We start from the raw sequence: 14,882 nt of genomic DNA on the forward strand, positions 1-14,882 counted from the left end.
GGGACGGCCTCCCAGGTCAGCGCCCTGGGAGGCCGTTTCCGGAGCGTCTCGCTCAGCTCTTGCACCCCGATGACCCGGTCGGCTCACCGAACTTCACGGCGCCGAGCGTGATCTTGGTCTTGGCGTCGGGCGTGCTGCCCGCCGGCGCGGACTGGCTGACCACGACCCAGTTGCGGTCCACCACCTGCTGCCTGCCCTGCCCGGTCGCGTCCTCCGAGCCCAGCAGGAGGAACCCCGCCGCCTGCAACGTGTCCTGCGCCTTCTGCAGGTCGAGGCACACGACGTTCGGCACCGTCCCCTTCGCGGGCGGCGGCTGGCTCGTCGGCGCGTCCGTGGGCTTGCGGACCTTGAGGACCACCTCCGTCCCTCCCGGTGCGTCGGCGCCGGCCTCCGGCAGCTGGGAGGTGACGACCCAGTTCTGCGGTTCGAGGACCGGCCGCCGCTGCCCGGTCTCGTCCTCCTCGGCCACCCGGTATCCCTGTGCCTTCAGCGTTTCGCGCGCCTCGGCGAGCCGCAGCGCCACGACCTTCGGCACCTTCGGCCCGGCAACGGTGGGCGTGTTCTGCGTGGGCGGGCTCTGCGTGGCCGGGCTCGGCGGCGGCGTGTTCCCGCACCCGGCGAGCACGAGGACGAGCAGGGCGATGGCGATCTTCATCCGGCGTTCTCCTGTCGGGCGGGCGGAATGCTGATGCGGGCGAGCACGTCCCGCAGGTGGTCCGCCTCGGCGGGCGTGGTGTCGATGACGACCGCACGGCACCAGTGCTGCCTGCGGAACGCGAGCTCGACCGCACCGAGGTGGCAGAGCGCCGCCACGACGACGGACACCGCGAGCACCACCCAGAGGTCCGGGCCTGCCCCTTCGACGACGGCACCCGCGGCGGACCCGATCACCGCGGCGAGCACGAGCAGGTGCAGTGCCGGCAACAGGCTCGCCGACCGCCGCAGCCACTCCCACCGGCCCAGCCGGTTGAGGTCGATCAGCCGCTGCCGCGCCCACTCGACCTGGCCGAGCACGAAGCCGACCTGGTCGCGCTCGACCCTGGTGAGCAGATCGCGACCGGCCGTGAACCGGCGGACGTGTGCGAGGGCACCGCGGATCGCCGCCGGGCTCGGCACCAGCCGGGCGTAGGGCCACAGCTCGCCACGCCGGTCGTGCAACCACCGGTGTCCCTCCATGACGATGAGCCAGACGACCACCGCGAGCACCGGCAGGACCGCCTGCCACGGCAACAGCCTGCTGCCCAGCAGCACGGTGATGCCGAGCCCGGCCACCACCAGCCCGACGGTGATGTTGGTCTTCACGTCGTGCGAGATCTCGGCGAGCCGTTGGTCGGACTCGTCCAGCCGGCGGCGGGCGAGGTGGGTGAACGCGACCACCCCCAGCGGGACGACGAGCAGGAGGTTCAGGGCGATCGCCAGCGCGACCAGCACCGCGAGCCGCACCTGCTCGTCCGGCACCAGCAGCCGCGCCGCCAGCCACGGCACGCCCAGGCCGGTCACGACCGCCGCGAGTGGCCAGAAACCGTTGCGGCGGACGGGTTCCGGGCGCTCGGGAACCGGCGGGGGCGCCGTGGCCACCCTGACTTCGAGGGCGCGGAACAGTTCCGCGAGCTTCTGCCACTCGCCGAAGCCGATCTGGTGGCGTTGCCGGGTGCTCAGCTCGGCGAGGTCGGGGAAGCCCTCGGCGATCAGCGTGTCCTTGCCCGGCAGCCGGGCGTTGTCGAGCAGCACCGGGACCACGTGCAACCCCATGGCGAGCGCGGTCTCCGCCTCCCACCGCGCCCAGTCCCACTGCTCACCGCGACGGGCCCGGAGGTCGGCCAGCCACTCGCGGTGGATGATCACGAGCACCACCTCGCAGTCCCGCAGCCAGCCGCGCAGCCTGGACGGGTAGTGGTCACCCGCCTTCAGGTCCATGTCGACCAGGACCTTCTCCGCGCCGAAGTGCCGGCGGAGGCGGTCGACGATCGCCTCGATCGTCTGGGCGTGGACGCGGCGTTCACCGTTGTGCATCTTGCGGTAGCTGACGAAGATCCCGCCGCTCATCGGTCCTCCACCACGCCCGCCCGTGCGGGCGGAATGCTGATCTCGGCGAGCCGCGCGCGCACCCGGTCGACGCGAGCGGGCAGGTCCGCCACCACGGTCCGGCGCTGCCACCGCCGCAACCGGAACGCGAGCTCGAAGGTGACGGGGCAGCACAGCAGCGCCACGACGACGGAGCCGGCGAGGAACGCCCCGTAGGACGGAACGGCTCCCCCGGCGACCGCGAGCACCGCGGAGCCGGCCATCGTGGCGAGGACGAGCACGTACGCCGCCGGCAGCAGGCTCTCCGCCTGCCGCAACCACGCCCACCTGCCCAGGCGGCCGAGGTCGTCCATCCGCCGCCGCGCCCATTCGACCTGCCCGAGCACGAACTCGACCTGGTCCCGCTCGACCCTGGTGAGCAGGTCGCGTTCGGCCACGAACCGGCCGGCGTGCCCGAGCACACCGCGGACGGCCTCGGACCGCAGTTCGAGGTGCGGGTACGGCCACCGCTCACGGCGTCGTACCTCCACCCACCGGTGGCCCCTCGCGAAGGCGAACGCGGCGACCACCAGCACCACCGCCACGACCGCCTGGTACGACAGCGCCGCGCCGAGGACCATCAGGAGGAGACCGATGCCCACGACGAGCAGGCCGTTGGTGATCTTGGAGTTCGGCCCGGCCTCGGCGAACAGCACGTCGTACCGGTCGTACAGGCGCCGCAGCGCGAAGTAAGCCGCGACCACCACCAGCCACACGACCAGCACCACGGTCATCGCGATCGACAGCGCCACCAGGAACTCCTGCGGCTGGTTCTGCCCCGCCGGTGAGTGGGCCAGCACCCACGGCGCCGCCAGGCCGGTCGCCACGGCCGCGGCCATCTCCGCCCAGAAGTGCTTGCGGGGTCTGGGCTCCGGGCGTTCCGCCGCCGGCATGGACTCGGTGGCGACCCGCACCTCCAGCGCTCGCAGCAGCTCCGCCAGCTCCTTCTTCCAGCTGCCGAAGCCGATCCGCCAGTACTGCCGGGTGCCGAGCTCGGCCAGGCCGGGGAAGTCCTCGGCGAGCAGCTGTTCCTTGCCGGGCAGCCGGGCGTTGTCGAGCAGCACCGGGACGAGGTGCAGGCCCATGGCGAGCGCGGTCTCGACCTCCCAGCGCGCCCAGTCCCACTTCTCACCGCGACGGGCCCTGAGGTCGTCCAGCCACTCGCGGTGGATCACGACCAGCACGACCTCGCAGTCCCGCAGCCAGTCGCGGAGCTTGGACGGGTAGTGGACGCCCGGCTCCAGCTCCATGTCGACGAGCACCTTCTCCTCACCGAAGTGGTGCTGGAGACGGTCGACGACGGCCTCGATCGTCTGCGCGTGGACTCGGCGTTCTCCGTTGTGCATCTTGCGGTAGCTGACGAAGATGCCGCCGCTCATCGGTCCTCCCCCACGACGTTCCCAAAACCCCACCGCCTCCAGCATGCCGGTGAGCAACGGGCCGGAACTCGGTTCCCCCACCGTCTTGTCGCTCTCGGTGTCCGAACCGCTACGGTCGCTCGGCATGGGCGGCACGTTCCTCAACTACCGGCGGCACGACAAGCGCATCGCGTTCGTGCGGGCGCTGCACGGTCGGCTGGCCGAGCGGTTCGGCAACGGCAACGTCTTCCTCGACTCCGCCTCGATCGGCCACGGCCGCCGCTACCCCAACCAGCTGCGCCGCCACCTCGACCGGTCCGACGTGGTGGTGGTCGTGATCCACCCCGGCTGGGCGCGGGAGCTGCGGACCGACGGCACGGACTGGGTGCACAACGAGATCAGGTGGGCCCTCGACGCCGGGAAGACGATCATCCCGTTGCTGATGGAGGGCACGGCGATGCCCAGGGCGCACGAGCTGCCGCGCACGATCAGGGAGCTCGCGCACTTCCAGGCCCACCGCGCGACCGACGACCCCGGCCACGACGGTCTGGTCGAGAAGATCGACGCCGAACCGCGGCGGCGCGCGGCCGTCGCCGAGACGCCGCCACGACCGTGGGCCGGGCCGGTCGCAGGGGTGCTCGGCGCCGTCGCGTTCGCCGTACCGGTGCTGCTGATGCCGCGCGAGTGGCGGGAGCTGGCCGCCTACCTCGCGGTGTTCGGGATCGTGGTCCTGATCGCGGTGATGATCGCGATCGTGTGCGCCTCGCTGGTCCGAAAGCCGCTCAACACGGTTGAACAGGTCGCGCACGACCTCGACCCCACCAGGTACTTCCTGCTGGTGGCGTTGCCGTTGCTCATCGTCATCATCGGGTCGCCGGCAGCGCTGGCCGTCGGCACACCGATCCCACGGATGGCGCGGCCGTTGCTGGTCTTCTGCGCCGCTGTCGCGAGCTTCCAGCTGGTGTTCCTGGTCCTCAAGGCCTACAAGACCGAGAAGTTCCGCGAGGACCACTGGCCGGTGGCGCTGCAACCCCCGGTGAAACCGGCACCGGTGCGCCGCGAGCTCGAACGCCTGCTGCGCAAGCACACCACCGCCGACCCGCAGCGGGTCCGCTGGCACCTCCTGCACCTGGAGAACGCCGCCGACGTCCTCGCGCGGGACGCGAGCCGCGGCCGGTGGCGCTGGCTCACCTCCGACTGGCCCGGGCGGCTGTGGCTGTACGCGGTGTGGGCGGCGGCGACCGTGGGGTTGCTGACCACGGCCGCACAGCCCGCGCTGCGGTTCCGGGTGTCCGCGATCGCGCTCGCCGTCGTCGTGGTCATCGCCGGGACCACCGTCGAGACGGCGTTCCGCTGGCAGCGCTGGGCGCGGCGCGAGGTGGCCGACGAGGTGCAGGTCCGCGTGCAACGGATCCAGGACCGGTCGACTCAGAGTCAGGACCTGGGGCGCGGCTGACAGCGCGGGCAGGAGAACGAGGACCTGTTCATGAACGGCTCTCGGATCATCGTCGCGCCGCACCGCTTGCACGGCCGGTTCTCCTGGCCGTACGCGTTGAGCGACCGGTCGAAGTAGCCGGACTGGCCGTTGATGTTCACGTAGAGCGCGTCGAACGACGTCCCGCCCTGCCCGAGTGCCTCGCGCATCACGTCGGTGGCGTGGTCGAGCACCTCGGCGGCCTTGACCTTGGTGAGCTTGTCCGTCATGCGGGTGCCGTGCAGCTTGGCCCGCCAGAGGGCCTCGTCGGCGTAGATGTTGCCGATGCCGGAGACGAGGGTCTGGTCGAGCAGCGCTCGTTTGATCTCGGTGTGACGCAGGCGCAACGCGCGCACGGCAGCATCACGGGAGAAAAGAGGGTCCATCGGGTCGCGGGCGATGTGCGCGACCGTGTCGGGGACCAGCGTGCCGTCGACCTCGACCAGCTCGGCCAGCGCGAGGCCGCCGAAGGTTCGTTGGTCGACGAAGCGCAGCTCCGGTCCGCCGTCGGCGAACCGGAACCGCACACGCAGGTGTTTCTCGTCCGGCGCGTCAGCGGGCTGGACGAGCATCTGGCCGCTCATGCCCAGGTGGGCGAGCATGGCGGCTTTGTCGGCCAGTTCCACCCAGAGGTACTTGCCGCGGCGCCTGGCTGCGGTCATCGGCTGACCGGCCAGGCGCGCGCAGAAGTCCGCGGAGCCCAGGTCGTGCCGCCGGATTGCACGCGGGTGCAGCACCTCCACCGAGGAGATGACCCGGCCGGCGACGTGGGCTTCGAGGCCGAGGCGAACGACCTCGACCTCTGGGAGCTCAGGCACGTCAGGCTTCGGACTTGCCCTCGTCGACGGGCTGTGCCTCGATCACGGCGGCCTGCGGCTTGGTGGGCTTGAGCACCCACACACCGGCCCGGCTCGTGTCCCTGACCAGCACAAGGCCCTGGATGCCTCCGCTGCGGGAGGTGTTCACCGGCCCGCGGACGGTGCGGGTGCGGCGGTTCGTGCGGTTCCTGGTCGCATACATTGCGGTCTCAGTCTTCCTCGGTTGGGGAGGTCCCTGGCGTCACCGAGGCGCCATTCTGTCCGTTCGCGGACGAGGCCGACTCCTGCTCGGCCTGTACGCGTTCCGACAGAACATGATAGGCCGCTTCAGCGGCCTTCTGCTCGGCTTCCTTCTTGGTGCGCCCATCACCCTTGCCGTAGGGCTGGCCACCGACGAGCACCGTGGCGGTGAACTCCTTGCGGTGGTCCGGCCCCTGGTCGTCCACGCGGTACTCCGGGACGCCGAGACTGGCTTGAGCGGTGAGCTCCTGCAGGCTTGTCTTCCAGTCCAGTCCAGCACCCAAGAGCGGAGCTTTGGCCAAGAGTGGATCGAACAGCCGGTGAACGAACGTTCGTGCGGTATCGATACCGAACTGCAGGTACACCGCACCGATGACGGCTTCCAGGCCGTCGGCGAGGATGCTCGCCTTGTCCCTGCCGCCGGTCAGCTCTTCGCCGCGCCCGAGCAGCAGGTGTGCACCGAGACCGCCCTCACCCAGGTTGCGCGCGACACCGGCGAGAGCGTGCATGTTGACCACGCTGGCGCGGAGCTTCGCGAGCTGACCCTCTGGCAGGTCCGGGTGAGTGCGGTAGAGGTGGTCGGTGACGACCAGCCCCAGTACGGCGTCTCCCAGGAACTCGAGACGCTCGTTCGGCGGTAGCCCGCCGTTCTCGTACGCGTACGACCGGTGGGTGAGCGAAAGCCCGAGCAGCTCGGCGTCCAACTCGACGCCGAGCGCTTCGGACAAAGTCGCGCGGTCAGCTTGCGGAGCGCGCGGCGGCTTTCCCCCCACTGCGTTACCGGAGGAGATCAGGCCGGCTGAGCGACCTGGCGGCCAGCGTACTGACCACAGGCCGGGCAGGCGACGTGCTGCGGCTTCGGCTGGCGGCAAGCCTTGTTGGAGCACGCCACCAGGTGCACGGCAGACGTCTTCCACTGGGAACGGCGCGCACGGGTGTTCGAGCGCGACATCTTCCGCTTCGGGACGGCCACGACTACTTCTCCTCGTTGTTGTCATCGCTGAACCGCTCTTGCAACGCGGCCCAACGAGGGTCGATCGTCTCATGCCCGTGGTCGGGCCCGAGCTCCGCCCACCTGCCACCACACTCGGAGCAAAGCCCCTTGCAGTCCGGCTCGCAGAGCGGCGCCTGCGGCAGCGCGAGGACGATGGCGTCCCGCACCACAGGCTCGAGGTCGATCAGATCGTTCTCGATCCGACTGATCTCGTCTTCATCGGTGGTCTCGTCCGTGGTGCTGTCCGGCCACGCGTACAGCTCCGTGATCCGGACCTCGACCTCATCGGTGATGGGCTCGAGACAGCGCGAGCACTCACCCTCGACCTTGGCGAACGCGGTTCCCGAGACGAGAACGCCCTCCACGACCGACTCGGTCAGGAGGTCGAGCTCGACTTCCCCGCCTTCCGGCACCGCGATCACCCCGAGCAACCCCACTCCAGCGGCGGGCACCGACCGTACGAAGGGTCGGCTGGAACCGGCGCGACGGCCGAGGTCCCTGGTGTCGAAGACCCAGGGTCCTGATGCTGTGGGACGCGTGGACGCGTGACGATGCTCAGTCATGATCGGGTTTTTGCTCGAACGGGGACCTACCACGTCCAGCCGGTCCAGGGTACGGGACAACGCGTCCCCACGTGAAATCGCCAGGTGATCGCGCCCGCCTGACGTAACGCGAATCACACGTTCAGGCGCCCTCTCCCCGGTTCCGGGCCTGCCGGAACACGAAAGGGTGAAGGTCAGGAGCCGTAGTCGAACGGTGCCGCGGCGCCCGCCACGGCCGGCCCGCGCAGGTGCGAGCGGCCCTTGCCGACCGAGCGCAGGGTGTGGGCGAGGAGGTCCTCGAAGTCCGCGAGCTTGCCGTCGACGTAGGCGTCGCACTCCGACCGCAGCCGGATCGACTCGTTCTGCGCGGCGTCGAGCAGGCGGGCGGCCTCGGCGTGCGCCGCGCGCACGACCTCCTGCTCGTTGACGAGCCTGGCCTGCTCGGCGCGGCCCTCCTCGGTGGCGCGCTCGTAGTTGGCCCGGCCGGCCTGGATCATCCGCTCCGCCTCCGCGTGCGAACGGCCCACGAGGTCGTCGTACTCCTGGCGGCCGGCGGCGACCGTGCGCTGCGCCTGGTCCTCCGCCTCCGCGACCATCCGCTCCGCGCGGGCACGCGCGTCGGACAGCATCGCCTCGGCCTCCGCCTGCGCCTCCGCGAGGATGCGCTCGGCGTCCGAACGGGCCTTGGACACGCCGGCTTCCGCCTCGTGCTTGGCCTTGCCGACGAGCTCGTCGCGGTGGTCCAGCACGTCCTGCGCGTCGTCCAGCTCGGCGGGGATCGCGTCGCGGACGTCGTCGAGCAGTTCGAGCACGTCGCCGCGCGGCACCACGCAGCCCGAGGTCATCGGAACTCCGCGCGCTTCCTCGACGATCGTCACCAGCTCGTCGAGTGCCTCGAACACCCGGTACACGTCTCACTCCCCAACCTCTGTGGCTCCCACCCACAAGTGTGCCCTGCCGGTCTCCCCGAAAGAGGGAGATCGGCAGGGCGTGTCAGGATTCGGCGACACCTTGGGGGGAACGTGGAGATCACCATCAGGCGTGCGACCGCCGCCGATGTCGACCCGATCGTGGCGATGCTCGCCGACGACCCGCTGGGCGCGGCCAGGGAGAAGCCCGGCGACCCGGCCTACCTGACGGCGTTCGAGGTGATCGACGCCGACCCGCACCAGTTCCTCGCGGTGGCGGTCGCGGGTGAGGAGGTCGTGGGCACGCTGCAGCTGACGTTCACGTCCGGGTTGTCGCGGCTGGGCATGACCCGCGCGACCGTGGAGGCCGTGCGGGTGCGTTCCGACCAGCGCGGCGGCGGCCTCGGTGAGCGGCTGCTCAGGTGGGCGCTCAACGAGGCGCGGGCGCGCGGCTGCGGCATGGTGCAGCTGACGACGGACGCGTCGCGCACGGACGCGCACCGGTTCTACGAGCGGCTCGGGTTCACCGCGTCGCACGTGGGGATGAAGCTGACCCTCTAGCGGGTCTCGGCGAGGCGCTGCTGCAGCCGCTGCTCGACGCTCGCCGGCAGCAGCGTCGACACGTCCCCGCCGTAGGTCGCCACTTCCTTGACCAGCGACGACGCCAGGAACGAGTACTGCGGGCTGGCCTGCATGAACAGCGTGTCGACGCCGGTGAGCTGGTGGTTCATCTGCGCCATCTGCAGCTCGTAGTCGTAGTCGCTGACCGCGCGCAGGCCCTTCACGATGGCCTTGATGTGGTTCTCGCGGCAGTAGTCGACCAGCAGGCCGTGCCACGAGTCCACCCGCACGTTGTCCCACTGCGAGGTGACCTCGCGCAGCATGTCCTGACGCTCTTCGACGTTGAACAGGGTGCGCTTGTTCTTGTTGATGAGCACGGCGACGACGACCTCGTCGAACAGGTGCGCGGCTCTCCCGATGATGTCCAGGTGGCCGTTCGTTACCGGGTCGTAGGAGCCGGGGTACACGGCACGCGTCATGAGGCGGACGTTAGCACCCGATCGGACGCCTCCAGGCGGGTCCGTGGTTCTCGTCACCCATCAGCACGTACCCGGCCCCAGTACACCGCCGTGTCGCCATATCGCTTGGCCCGCAAGGGTTCCACCTCGTCGGGCCACGCTGGTTCGCCGCTGCGCGAAGCACGTTCCACGACCAGGAGGGCGTCGTCGGCGAGCCTGGGGACGATCCCCCGCAGCACCTTGGCGAGCTCGTCGTCGCCCACCGCGTACGGCGGGTCGGCGAACACGACGTCGAACTTCTCCCCCTCGGCCGTGACGAACGCCTCAGCCGTGCGGTTCGCGATCGTCGTGTTGCCGAAGCCCAGCTCACGCGCGTTGGACCGGAGCACGTCCGCCGCCCGCTTGTCGGACTCGACGAACGTGGCGTGCCCCGCTCCCCTGCTCAGCGCCTCGAACCCGAGCGCGCCCGAGCCCGCGTAGAGGTCGAGGACCTGGGCGCCGTCGAGGTCGAAGAGGGACTCCAGGGAGCTGAACAACGCCTCGCGCACCCGCTCCGACGTCGGCCTGGTGCCCTTCGGCGGCACCTTCAGCCGCCGCCCGCCCGCGGACCCGGCAACAATTCGTGTCACCCGCCCATCGTCCCAGGCGCCGGCTCAGGCGAGCCCCTGCCACCACCCGTCGACCTCGTCCGGCGCGTCCACGTCCACCCGCTCGCCCGGCCGCGGCACCGCGAGCTTCAGCCCGCGGGCCTTCACCTCGCGCCACACCCGGTCCACCGGCTCACCCCACGAGTGCAGCGCCAGGTTGAACGTCGCCCAGTGCACCGGGATCAACAGGCCGCCGCCGAGGTCCTCGAACGCGCGGACCCCGTCCTCGGGCGTCATGTGGATGTCGGGCCACGCGTCCCCGTAGGCACCGACCTGCATCAGCACCGCGTCGAACGGCCCGTGCTCGCGCCCGATCTTCGCGTAGCCGGGGAAATAGCCCGTGTCACCGCTGTAGAACACCGACCGGCCGGCGCGGGCGATCACCCACGACGCCCACAGCGTGACGTCGCGCTGCACCGAACGGCCGGAGAAGTGTTGCGCCGCAGTGCAGGTGAGCACGAAACCGTCCACTTCGAACGACTCGTCCCAGTCCAGCTCCACGATCCGCTCCTCGGGCACCGCCCAGCGCCGCAGGTGCGCCCCGATGCCCAGCGGCACGACGAACACCGCCGACGACCCGGCCGTGAGCGCCCGCACGGTATCCATGTCGAGGTGGTCGTAGTGGTCGTGCGAGATCACGACCGCGCTGAGAGACGGCAGATCCGACAACTCGTGCGGAACGGGGTGCAGTCGGCGTGGTCCCACGTGCGCGGACGGTGACACGCGGTCACTCCACACGGGATCCAGCAGCACCGCCGCGCCGTCGATCTCCACCAGCGCCGACGCGTGGCCGTACCAGGTCACGTGCACACCGGACGAGACCGGCGCGGCGGGCCGCACCAGCGGCACCGGGGCGGCGGGCCTGCGGTCGGCGCCACCGGCCAGGAAGTCGCGCAAGGAGAAGTTGTCGCGGTCGGGGACGGTGCGGACCTCCCTGTCGTTGTGGAACTTCCCGCCCCGGTACCGCGGCGAGCGCGCCATCTCGACCGGGTCCGGCTTCCCGCCCAGCTGCGCGGGCACGTCCCGCAGCGCCCACGCCACGCCCGCCAGTCCGAGCAACCCGGCCAACGCCTTCTTCATCTGCCAACCCTCTTCCCTGACCCCGTGTGCCCGGTGCAACGCTGGGAATCGTCGTGGAGTTCCGTCCCCCGCGCAGCACGAAGGCCCGGCTGAGAACCAGCCGGGCCTTCGCGACACCACCGTCAGGAACTCACTCCAGGACGATCAGGAGGTCGCCGCCCTCCACCTGCTGGGCGCCGCGCAACGCCAGGCGCGCCACCTTGCCCGCCTTGGGCGCGGTGATCGCGGCCTCCATCTTCATGGCCTCGATCGTGGCGACGGTCTGGCCGGCCTCGACGCTGTCGCCCTCCTCCACCGCCGTCGTCACCACGCCGGCGAACGGTGCCGCCACGTGGTTCGGGTTGCCGCGGTCGGCCTTCTCGGCGGCCGGGACGTCGGCGGCCACGGACCGGTCGCGGACCTGGATCGGGCGGAGCTGGCCGTTCAGCGTGGCCATGACCGTGCGGATGCCGCGCTCGTCGGCCTCGGAGATCGCCTCCAGGCCGATCAGCAACCGGACACCCGGCTCCAGGTCGACGGAGTACTCCTCGCCGGGCCGCAGGCCGTAGAAGAAGTCCTTGGAGCGCAGCACCGACGTGTCGCCGTAGGCCTCGCGGTGGGCGCGGAACTCCTTCGTGGGCGCCGGGAACAGCAGCCGGTTCAGCGTGGCCCTGCGGTCGTCGGCCAGGCCCGCCTCGTCCTCGGCGGAGAGCTCCTGGACCGGCTTCGGTGCCGGACGGCCCTCCAGCGCCTTCGAGCGGAACGGCTCCGGCCAGCCGCCGGGCGGGTCACCCAGCTCACCGTGCAGGAAGCCGATCACCGACGCCGGGATGTCGAACTTGCCGGGGTTCTCCTCGAACTCGGCCGGTGCCACGCCCGCGCCCACGAGGTGCAGCGCGAGGTCGCCGACGACCTTGGACGACGGCGTCACCTTCACGAGGTGGCCGAGCATGCGGTCGGCGGCCGCGTACATCGACTCGATCTCCTCGAACTTCTCGCCCAGGCCCAGCGCGACGGCCTGCGTGCGGAGGTTCGACAGCTGCCCACCGGGGATCTCGTGGTGGTAGACGCGGCCGGTCGGGCCGGGGATGCCGGACTCGAACGGCGCGTAGATCTTGCGCACGGCCTCCCAGTACGGCTCCAGGTCGCAGACGTTCTGCAGGTCGAGGCCGGTGGCGTGCTCGGTGTGGTCGGTCAGCGCCACGATCGAGGACAGCGGCGGCTGCGAGGTCGTGCCCGCCATCGACGCGGTGGCGCCGTCGATCGCGTCGACACCGGCCTGGATCGCGGCCAGGTAGGTCGCCAGCTGGCCACCGGCGGTGTCGTGCGTGTGGAGGTGGACCGGGAGGTCGAACTCCTTGCGCAGCGCGGAGATCAGCCGTGCCGCCGCCGGTGCGCGCAGCAGGCCGGCCATGTCCTTCACGGCCAGCACGTGCGCGCCCGCGCCGACGATCTGCTCGGCGAGCTTGAGGTAGTAGTCCAGCGTGTACAGCCGCTCGTCCGGGCTGGACAGGTCGCTGGTGTAGCAGAGCGCGACCTCGGCGACCGCGGTCCCGGTCTCGCGCACGGCCTCGATCGCCGGGCGCATCTGCTCGACGTCGTTGAGCGCGTCGAAGATCCGGAAGATGTCGATGCCGGTGGTCGTCGCCTCCTGCACGAACGCCTTGGTCACGGCCTCCGGGTACGGCGTGTAGCCGACCGTGTTGCGGCCGCGCAGCAGCATCTGCAGGTTGATGTTCGGCACGGCCTCGCGCAGCGCGGCCAGGCGCTCCCACGGGTCCTCCGCGAGGAACCGCAGCGCCACGTCGTAGGTCGCACCGCCCCAGCACTCCAGCGACAGCAGCTCCGGCGTCATGCGCGCGACGTGCGGCGCGACGGCGAGCAGGTCCTTGGTGCGCACGCGGGTGGCCAGCAGCGACTGGTGCGCGTCGCGGAACGTGGTGTCCGTGACGCCGACGGCCTTGCTCTCCCGCATCCACCGCGCGAAGCCCTCGGGGCCGAGCTCGACCAGCTTCTGCTTCGACCCGGCGGGCGGTTCGGCGTTGACGTCGATGGCCGGCAGCTTCTCGCGCGGGTCCACGGCCGTCGGGCGGGTGCCGTTCGGGTGGTTGACCGTGACGTCGGCGAGGTAGGTGAGCAGGCGCGTGCCGCGGTCGGCCGAGTGGCGCGCCGTCAGCAGGTGCGGGCGCTTCTCGATGAACGACGTGGTGACGCGGCCCTCGTAGAAGTCCGGCTCGTCCAGCACGGCCTGGATGAACGGGATGTTCGTGGACACACCGCGGATGCGGAACTCGGCGATCGCACGGCGCGCACGGGCGACGGCGAGGCCGAAGTTGCGGCCGCGGCACGTGAGCTTCACGAGCATCGAGTCGAAGTGCGGGCTGATCGCCATGCCCGCGCCCGCCGTGCCGCCGTCGAGGCGGATGCCGGAACCACCCGGCGAGCGGTAGGCGCTGATCGTGCCGGTGTCCGGGCGGAAGCCGTTGGCCGGGTCCTCCGTGGTGATGCGGCACTGCAGCGCCGCGCCGCGCAGCTGGACGGTGTCCTGCGACAGGCCCAGGTCCTCCAGCGTCTCACCGGACGCGATGCGCATCTGCGACTGCACGAGGTCGACGTCGGTCACCTCCTCGGTGACCGTGTGCTCGACCTGGATGCGCGGGTTCATCTCGATGAAGACGTAGTGGCCCTGCGGGTCGAGCAGGAACTCCACGGTGCCGGCGTTGCGGTAGCCGATGTGCCGGGCGAACTTGACCGCGTCGTTGCAGATCCGCTCGCGCAGCTCAGGGTCGAGGTTCGGCGCGGGCGCGATCTCGATGACCTTCTGGTGGCGCCGCTGCACCGAGCAGTCGCGCTCGAAGAGGTGGATCACGTTGCCCTGGCCGTCGGCGAGGATCTGCACCTCGATGTGGCGCGGCTCGACCACGGCCTGTTCGAGGAACACCGTCGGGTCGCCGAACGCCGACTCCGCCTCGCGGGAGGCCGCCTCGAGCGCCTCGCGCAGCGCGGCCGGGTCGTCGACCTTGCGCATGCCGCGGCCACCACCGCCGGCGACGGCCTTCACGAACACGGGGAAGCGCATCGACCTCGACGCTTCGAGCAGCTCGTCGACGTCGGACGACGGCTCGCTCGACTCCAGCACCGGCAGCCCGGCCTCGCGGGCGGCGGCGATGGCGCGCGCCTTGTTGCCCGTGAGCTCCAGCACCTCGGCGACGGGCCCGATGAACGTGAGACCTGCCTCACGACAGGCCATCGCGAGCTCGGGGTTCTCCGACAGGAAGCCGTAGCCGGGGTAGATCGCGTCGGCCCCCGCCTTGCGGGCGGCCTTGATGATCTCCTCGACGGAGAGGTAGGCGCGGACGGGATGTCCCGGCTCGCCGATCTCGTAAGACTCGTCCGCCTTCAACCGGTGCAGGGAGTTGCGGTCCTCGTAGGGGAACACCGCGACCGTTCCCGCGCCCAGTTCGTAGGCGGCACGGAACGCGCGAATCGCGATCTCGCCGCGGTTGGCGACAAGAACCTTGCGGAACATCCGTGGCCCTCCCGGTGTTACTCGGCGGTCATTTCGGGCACGTTACCGTGCGACTCTTGCCTGTTGGGAGGACTGTCCCACGTGATGGGTGTCATCCTGATCGGTCTTGCTCGCCTGGATTCTCGCGTTCTCAGGCGTGGGCGCGCACCCACCACCCGGTCAGACTGCGGCCGGTAGTGGGTTTAACCAGTTCGAGTGACGATCATGCACACAATCTCGGTAGGGTGAGC

The 14,882-nt window shown here is 70.7% G+C and carries 15 protein-coding genes; 2 read left to right on the top strand and 13 right to left on the bottom strand.

Annotated features, from left to right (window positions below; all coding sequences use genetic code 11):
• Window positions 1-52 precede the first annotated feature (52 nt).
• Genes ADL03_RS49865 through ADL03_RS29845 form a run of 3 tightly spaced genes read right to left on the bottom strand, consistent with a single transcriptional unit; the run spans window position 53 to window position 3,569 of the window.
• Entirely contained in the window at window positions 53-655 is a 603-nt protein-coding gene (locus ADL03_RS49865; protein WP_053736907.1) for a PASTA domain-containing protein, read from the bottom strand.
• Window positions 652-2,046, bottom strand: coding sequence for a TIR domain-containing protein (locus ADL03_RS29840; protein ID WP_053736908.1), 1,395 nt, complete (start codon window positions 2,044-2,046; stop codon window positions 652-654). The genes ADL03_RS49865 and ADL03_RS29840 overlap by 4 nt, the downstream gene beginning before the upstream one ends.
• Window positions 2,043-3,569, bottom strand: coding sequence for a toll/interleukin-1 receptor domain-containing protein (locus ADL03_RS29845; protein ID WP_082373585.1), 1,527 nt, complete (start codon window positions 3,567-3,569; stop codon window positions 2,043-2,045). Before ADL03_RS29845 ends, ADL03_RS29840 begins: the two co-directional genes overlap by 4 nt.
• On the opposite strand from ADL03_RS29845, the gene ADL03_RS47520 reads away from it, so the two are divergent.
• Entirely contained in the window at window positions 3,568-4,878 is a 1,311-nt protein-coding gene (locus tag ADL03_RS47520; protein ID WP_197288748.1) for a toll/interleukin-1 receptor domain-containing protein, read from the top strand. The two genes, ADL03_RS29845 and ADL03_RS47520, sit on opposite strands and share 2 nt — an antisense overlap.
• Here the strand turns inward: ADL03_RS47520 and mutM are convergent.
• From mutM to ADL03_RS29875, 6 genes are all read right to left on the bottom strand, one after another.
• Window positions 4,857-5,714, bottom strand: coding sequence for a bifunctional DNA-formamidopyrimidine glycosylase/DNA-(apurinic or apyrimidinic site) lyase (gene mutM, locus ADL03_RS29855; protein ID WP_053736911.1), 858 nt, complete (start codon window positions 5,712-5,714; stop codon window positions 4,857-4,859). The two genes, ADL03_RS47520 and mutM, sit on opposite strands and share 22 nt — an antisense overlap.
• 1 nt (window position 5,715) lies before the next feature.
• The gene (locus ADL03_RS29860) at window positions 5,716-5,916 is read right to left on the bottom strand and encodes a hypothetical protein (protein ID WP_030467960.1); all 201 of its coding nucleotides are present in this window, start codon (window positions 5,914-5,916) and stop codon (window positions 5,716-5,718) included.
• A gap of 7 nt (window positions 5,917-5,923) precedes the next feature.
• The gene (rnc, locus tag ADL03_RS29865; protein ID WP_053736912.1) at window positions 5,924-6,727 is read right to left on the bottom strand and encodes a ribonuclease III; all 804 of its coding nucleotides are present in this window, start codon (window positions 6,725-6,727) and stop codon (window positions 5,924-5,926) included.
• Between the two features lie 17 nt (window positions 6,728-6,744).
• On the bottom strand, window positions 6,745-6,927 hold the full coding sequence (gene rpmF, locus ADL03_RS45940; RefSeq protein WP_030467958.1) for a 50S ribosomal protein L32: 183 nt from the start codon (window positions 6,925-6,927) through the stop codon (window positions 6,745-6,747).
• Window positions 6,928-6,929: 2 nt separating this feature from the next.
• A complete protein-coding gene (locus tag ADL03_RS29870) occupies window positions 6,930-7,370 on the bottom strand; it encodes a DUF177 domain-containing protein (protein WP_231642451.1) in 441 nt (146 codons plus the stop codon).
• 314 nt (window positions 7,371-7,684) lie between these two features.
• Entirely contained in the window at window positions 7,685-8,401 is a 717-nt protein-coding gene (locus ADL03_RS29875; protein WP_053736914.1) for a DivIVA domain-containing protein, read from the bottom strand.
• Between the two features lie 111 nt (window positions 8,402-8,512).
• Between ADL03_RS29875 and ADL03_RS29880 the strand changes: the two genes are divergently transcribed.
• Window positions 8,513-8,959 carry a GNAT family N-acetyltransferase gene (locus ADL03_RS29880; RefSeq protein WP_231642417.1) on the top strand — a complete coding sequence of 149 codons (447 nt, stop codon included), beginning with the start codon at window positions 8,513-8,515 and terminating at the stop codon, window positions 8,957-8,959.
• On the opposite strand, the gene coaD is transcribed toward ADL03_RS29880, so the two are convergent.
• The 4 genes from coaD to ADL03_RS29900 all read right to left on the bottom strand — a co-directional run bounded on the left by coaD (window position 8,956) and on the right by ADL03_RS29900 (window position 14,652).
• Entirely contained in the window at window positions 8,956-9,438 is a 483-nt protein-coding gene (gene coaD, locus ADL03_RS29885) for a pantetheine-phosphate adenylyltransferase (protein WP_053736915.1), read from the bottom strand. The genes ADL03_RS29880 and coaD overlap by 4 nt on opposite strands.
• Before the next feature lie 53 nt (window positions 9,439-9,491).
• Complete coding sequence (rsmD, locus tag ADL03_RS29890) at window positions 9,492-10,046, bottom strand: 16S rRNA (guanine(966)-N(2))-methyltransferase RsmD (RefSeq protein WP_053736916.1); 555 nt, start codon at window positions 10,044-10,046, stop codon at window positions 9,492-9,494.
• Window positions 10,047-10,070: 24 nt separating this feature from the next.
• On the bottom strand, window positions 10,071-11,144 hold the full coding sequence (locus ADL03_RS29895) for an MBL fold metallo-hydrolase (RefSeq protein WP_053736917.1): 1,074 nt from the start codon (window positions 11,142-11,144) through the stop codon (window positions 10,071-10,073).
• A gap of 130 nt (window positions 11,145-11,274) precedes the next feature.
• Window positions 11,275-14,652, bottom strand: coding sequence for a pyruvate carboxylase (locus tag ADL03_RS29900; RefSeq protein WP_053736918.1), 3,378 nt, complete (start codon window positions 14,650-14,652; stop codon window positions 11,275-11,277).
• Window positions 14,653-14,882: the final 230 nt, after the last annotated feature.

Origin of the sequence: Nocardia sp. NRRL S-836 (assembly GCF_001279525.1) — a bacterium.
Taxonomy (GTDB): domain Bacteria; phylum Actinomycetota; class Actinomycetes; order Mycobacteriales; family Pseudonocardiaceae; genus Lentzea.

Bases quoted from the DNA above. Each gene is read 5' to 3' on its own strand.
- coaD (WP_053736915.1), bottom strand. From the start codon at position 9,438: ATGACGCGTGCCGTGTACCCCGGCTCCTACGACCCGGTAACGAACGGC.
- ADL03_RS29840 (WP_053736908.1), bottom strand. From the start codon at position 2,046: ATGAGCGGCGGGATCTTCGTCAGCTACCGCAAGATGCACAACGGTGAA.
- ADL03_RS47520 (WP_197288748.1), top strand. From the start codon at position 3,568: ATGGGCGGCACGTTCCTCAACTACCGGCGGCACGACAAGCGCATCGCG.
- ADL03_RS29845 (WP_082373585.1), bottom strand. From the start codon at position 3,569: ATGCCGAGCGACCGTAGCGGTTCGGACACCGAGAGCGACAAGACGGTG.
- ADL03_RS29900 (WP_053736918.1), bottom strand. From the start codon at position 14,652: ATGTTCCGCAAGGTTCTTGTCGCCAACCGCGGCGAGATCGCGATTCGC.
- ADL03_RS29895 (WP_053736917.1), bottom strand. From the start codon at position 11,144: ATGAAGAAGGCGTTGGCCGGGTTGCTCGGACTGGCGGGCGTGGCGTGG.
- ADL03_RS49865 (WP_053736907.1), bottom strand. From the start codon at position 655: ATGAAGATCGCCATCGCCCTGCTCGTCCTCGTGCTCGCCGGGTGCGGG.
- ADL03_RS29860 (WP_030467960.1), bottom strand. From the start codon at position 5,916: ATGTATGCGACCAGGAACCGCACGAACCGCCGCACCCGCACCGTCCGC.